Origin of the sequence: Flavobacterium sp. (assembly GCF_017985075.1) — a bacterium.
In the GTDB taxonomy this organism is placed as follows: Bacteria; Bacteroidota; Bacteroidia; order Flavobacteriales; family Flavobacteriaceae; genus Flavobacterium.
The window spans coordinates 1-4,250 of the sequence record NZ_JAGNYF010000098.1 but is presented as its reverse complement, the minus strand read 5'-3'; the positions used below and the strand labels follow the sequence as shown (position 1 = coordinate 4,250).

5 protein-coding genes and 1 pseudogene are annotated in these 4,250 nt (G+C 30.0%); 5 read left to right on the top strand and 1 reads right to left on the bottom strand.

All coding sequences use genetic code 11. From position 1 onward, the window contains the following. Window positions 1-533: glycogen/starch synthase (locus tag KA468_RS10770; RefSeq protein WP_291242934.1), on the bottom strand; the 533-nt coding region annotated here is incomplete at its 3' end. 96 nt (window positions 534-629) lie between these two features. Here KA468_RS10770 and panC point away from each other — a divergent pair. The 5 genes and pseudogenes from panC to KA468_RS10745 form a co-directional block, all read left to right on the top strand. Next, the gene (gene panC, locus KA468_RS10765) at window positions 630-1,478 is read left to right on the top strand and encodes a pantoate--beta-alanine ligase (protein WP_291242933.1); all 849 of its coding nucleotides are present in this window, start codon (window positions 630-632) and stop codon (window positions 1,476-1,478) included. 36 nt (window positions 1,479-1,514) lie between these two features. Beyond that, window positions 1,515-1,865: an aspartate 1-decarboxylase gene (gene panD / locus KA468_RS10760; protein ID WP_166075636.1), complete on the top strand. Its 351-nt coding sequence runs from the start codon at window positions 1,515-1,517 to the stop codon at window positions 1,863-1,865. Window positions 1,866-1,867: 2 nt separating this feature from the next. Continuing rightward, window positions 1,868-2,830 (top strand): lysylphosphatidylglycerol synthase transmembrane domain-containing protein, encoded by a 963-nt coding sequence (locus tag KA468_RS10755; RefSeq protein ID WP_291242932.1) that lies wholly within the window; start codon window positions 1,868-1,870, stop codon window positions 2,828-2,830. A gap of 30 nt (window positions 2,831-2,860) precedes the next feature. After that, window positions 2,861-4,087, top strand: coding sequence for an alpha/beta hydrolase-fold protein (locus tag KA468_RS10750; RefSeq protein ID WP_291242931.1), 1,227 nt, complete (start codon window positions 2,861-2,863; stop codon window positions 4,085-4,087). 20 nt (window positions 4,088-4,107) lie between these two features. After that, window positions 4,108-4,250: pseudogene (locus tag KA468_RS10745) on the top strand (DNA repair protein RadA); the annotation flags it as partial.

Genomic DNA, 4,250 nt, shown 5'->3' with positions numbered 1-4,250 from the left:
GTAGCATAAATAGACGTGATAATTTTTGTGTCTTCAAAAATACCTTCATCTTTATAATAATGCTTTAAATATACAGGCAACAAAGACGCCATCCAACCATGAACATGAATAATATCGGGTACCCAATTTAATTTTTTTACGGTTTCAACAACACCTTTTGCAAAGAAAATAGCTCTTTCATCATTATCGGAATACAACACGCCTTCTTCGTCTGAAAAAGTAGCTTTTCTTTTAAAATATTCATCGTTATCAATAAAATAAACCTGAATTCTTTCTTTTGGTATTGAAGCAACTTTAATAATTAAAGGCATATCCATATCATTCACTACTAAATTCATACCCGAAAGGCGAATTACTTCATGTAATTGATGTCTGCGTTCATTGATATTCCCATATCTTGGCATGAAAATTCTTATCTGCCCTCCTACTTCATTTATCATTTTCGGCAACTCATAAGAATGTAGTGATACTTCGTTTTCGGCTAAATAAGGCACTACTTCAGATGATACATATAATATCCTCTTGTCATTCATATAATAAATGTTATATTTTTGTTTAATATGCAAAATTATAAAAATTTATGGACTTATCTACTAAAATAGTAAGTTTGCACTTTATAATATTATATTATGCTTGTTTTTCAAACACAAAATGCGCTTCAAATTGAATTAAAAAAAGCGCAAAATCAATCAAAAAAAATTGGTTTTGTGCCTACAATGGGCGCTTTACATAAAGGACATCTTTCATTATTAGAAGAATCTTTATCTGAAAATGAAATTACCGTTTTAAGTATTTTTGTAAATCCAACACAGTTTAATAACGCTGATGATTTAAAAAAATATCCAAGAACGTTAGAAAAAGATGTAGAACTTGTTAAAAAATTAAACAAAAATATCCTTATTTACGCCCCAAGTGTTTCAGATATTTATGAAGGCAATACCATTTCTGCTTCTTTTGATTACGATGGATTAGAACATCAAATGGAAGGCAAACATCGCCCAGGGCATTTTGACGGAGTGGGAACAATTGTTAAAAAATTATTTGAAATTGTAAAACCAACACATGCTTATTTTGGCGAAAAAGATTTTCAGCAATTACAAATTGTACGAAAATTAGCTGCAAAACATAAAATTCCAGTAAACATAATTCCTTGTGAAATTTACCGAGAACCCAGTGGTTTAGCCATGAGCAGCCGTAACGAAAGGCTTTCTGAAAAGGCTCGAAATGAATCGAAATTAATCCACAAAATTCTTTTAGAAGCCAAAGAAAAATTTATGCTAAAGTCAGCATTAGAAGTTTCTCAATTTGTAGTACGCGAATTTAAAAAACACAAAAATTTTACATTAGAATATTTTGAAATTGCCGATGAGGAAACACTTTTAACCTGTAAAAGAAAAATAAAAAGTAAAAATTACAGAGGGTTTATTGCTGTTTTTATTGAAAATATTCGATTAATTGATAATATTTCGTTAAAATAAATTATAAAATTTACTTGAATTAATTAACTTTGCCGCATGCAAATACAAGTAGTAAAATCTAAGATACACAGAGTTTCTGTTACTGGAGCCGATTTAAATTATATTGGAAGTATTACAATTGACGAAGCTTTACTTGAAGCAGCCAATATTGTAGAAGGTGAAAAAGTGGCCATTGTGAATGTAAATAATGGGGAACGTTTAGAAACTTATGCCATTAAAGGACCAAGAAATACAGGTGAAATCACATTAAACGGACCTGCTGCAAGAAAAGTACATCGTGGTGATATTATTATCATTATTGCATATGGAATAATTGACTTTGAAGAAGCAAAAACATTTAAACCTTGCTTAGTTTTTCCTAATGAAAAAGATAATTCTTTAACCTAGTTTTGAGAACAAAAGTTAGCAAAATTGCCTCTGTTTTTATTCCCTTGCTATTGGGTTTCGGACTTATATATTACCAATATACCACATTGTCCGTTGAAGAATTAAATAAAATAAAATTTTGCTTTCAAAAAGCCAATTATTTTTACATTTTTTTATCTTTATTAGTTGCCTTATTTGGCTATTGGGCTAGAGCCTACCGCTGGAAATATTCCTTACAACATTTAGGTTACCAAACAAATTTCAAAAATGATCTTATGTCTGTTTGTGTTTCTTATTTTATGAATTTAACTATTCCAAGATCGGGCGAAATTACTAGAGCTGCCTTATTAAAAAAATATGAAAACGTACCTTTCGATAAAGGATTTGGAACCATTGTAGCGGAAAGAATTGTAGATTTAATACTATTTTTATTATTTGTAGGTTTAGCATTTATTCTTCAATTTGAAAAACTTTACAATTTCATCAAAGAAAAAATTTCGATTGAAAAAATAATTTTATTCGGAATTATTGGTCTATTCTTAGGAATCGTTTTTCTTTTGATTTGGATATATGCCGAATGGAAAATTATAAAAAAATTAAAAAATAAATTTTCCGGATTAATTGAAGGCATGCTAAGCATTGTAATGATGAAAGATAAATGGAAATATATTTTCTTTTCATTTTTAATTTGGTTTTCCTATTTGTTAATGTTTTATATTCCGATTTATGCCTTGCCAGAAACTGCAAACATTGGTTTTGACATCGTAATTATGGGATTTATTTTTGGTAGTTTAGCCGTTGGATTCACAAATGGCGGATTGGGTGCTTATCCATTAGCCATTGCCATGATTTTTTCATTATATGGAATTTCAAATGATATTGGCACCGCTTTTGGTTGGCTGGCTTGGACTTCACAAACCATATTAACCATATTTCTTGGATTATTATCCTACGTATTTTTACCACTTTATAATAAAAATAAGTAGTATATTGCTACATTATTAAACCAATTACTCATGAAAATTAAATGTACCCTACTATTTTTAATGGTTTCTATTGCCTTGTTTTCACAAAAAGTGGAAGACAAAATACAATCAAAAAAACTAAACGAAGAACGAAATTTTTCAGTTATTTTACCGGCTTCATATGAGAACAGTCCCGAAAAAAAATATCCCATTTTAGTTTTATTAGATGGCGAATATTTAGCTGATCCGTTTTCAGGAATTTTAAAATACGGAAACTATTGGGATGATTTGCCTGAAATAATTATTGTTGCAGTGAATCAGAATTATGGAGAAACTCGTTTTAACGATAGCAATTATGGAGAAGATGGCTTACCTGCAGAATCAGGTGCTAAATTTTTTGAATTTATAGGATTTGAATTATTACCACACGTTCAACAAAAATACCGAACACTTCCTTTTAGAATCATAGCTGGACACGACACCACAGCCGGGTTTTTAAATTTCTATTTATATAAAGATGACCCTATTTTTAATGCCTATATTTCTATTTCTCCAGAAATGGCTCCAGAAATGGAAGTTCGTATTGCAGAACGATTAGCAAAAACACAAAAACCCGTGTTTTATTATCAAGCTACATCAAAAGCAGATTTAGAAGAAATTCAAGAAAACACAAAAAAACTTGATGATGTTGCTAAAGAAATTAAAAACCCAAATGTAAATTACCGATATGATGTTTTTCAAAACACTTCTCATTATTCTTTAGTTGCCGAAGCAATTCCAAGTGCTTTTTACTTTATTTTTAATGGCTATCAGCCCATTTCGAAATTAGAATTTAACGAAAAAATATTAAAATTAGAAAGTGGTTATGCTCAATATTTAATTGATAAATACGATAATATTGAGAAAAAAATTGGATTAAAAGTTCAACCTCGATATTCAGATTTTAAAGCTATTGAAGCTGCAATAATTAAAAATAAAGCGTATTCAGACTTTGAAATATTAGGCGCATATGCCGACAAACAATTCCCAAAAACCATGTTAGGAACCTATCATAGAGGCTTGTATTTTGAGAAAATTGGGGATTACAAAAGAGCCGCTAAAGAATATCAAAACGCTTATACCAAATCAGAAATTGGTGATTTAACTAAAAATTATATTTTAGATCGAGCTGAAGCCTTAAAATCCAAAAAAGAAGAACCGAAACAAGAAATTGAAGAATCAGCACCAGTGGAAACTCCAATAGAAACACCTGCAGAAGCTCCAAAAAAAGACGAATAATTTCGAAAAATAAATTTCAAATGGCTAAATTAAAAACTTCCTTCTTTTGCCAAAGTTGCGGCACCAATTATTCTAAATGGCTTGGACAATGTACGTCTTGCAAGCAGTGGAATACAATTGTAGAAGAAATTATACAGAAAGAAGAAAAACAAGCCTGGCGAAG

Bases quoted from the DNA above. Each gene is read 5' to 3' on its own strand.
- KA468_RS10750 (WP_291242931.1), top strand. From the start codon at position 2,861: ATGAAAATTAAATGTACCCTACTATTTTTAATGGTTTCTATTGCCTTG.
- panD (WP_166075636.1), top strand. From the start codon at position 1,515: ATGCAAATACAAGTAGTAAAATCTAAGATACACAGAGTTTCTGTTACT.
- panC (WP_291242933.1), top strand. From the start codon at position 630: ATGCTTGTTTTTCAAACACAAAATGCGCTTCAAATTGAATTAAAAAAA.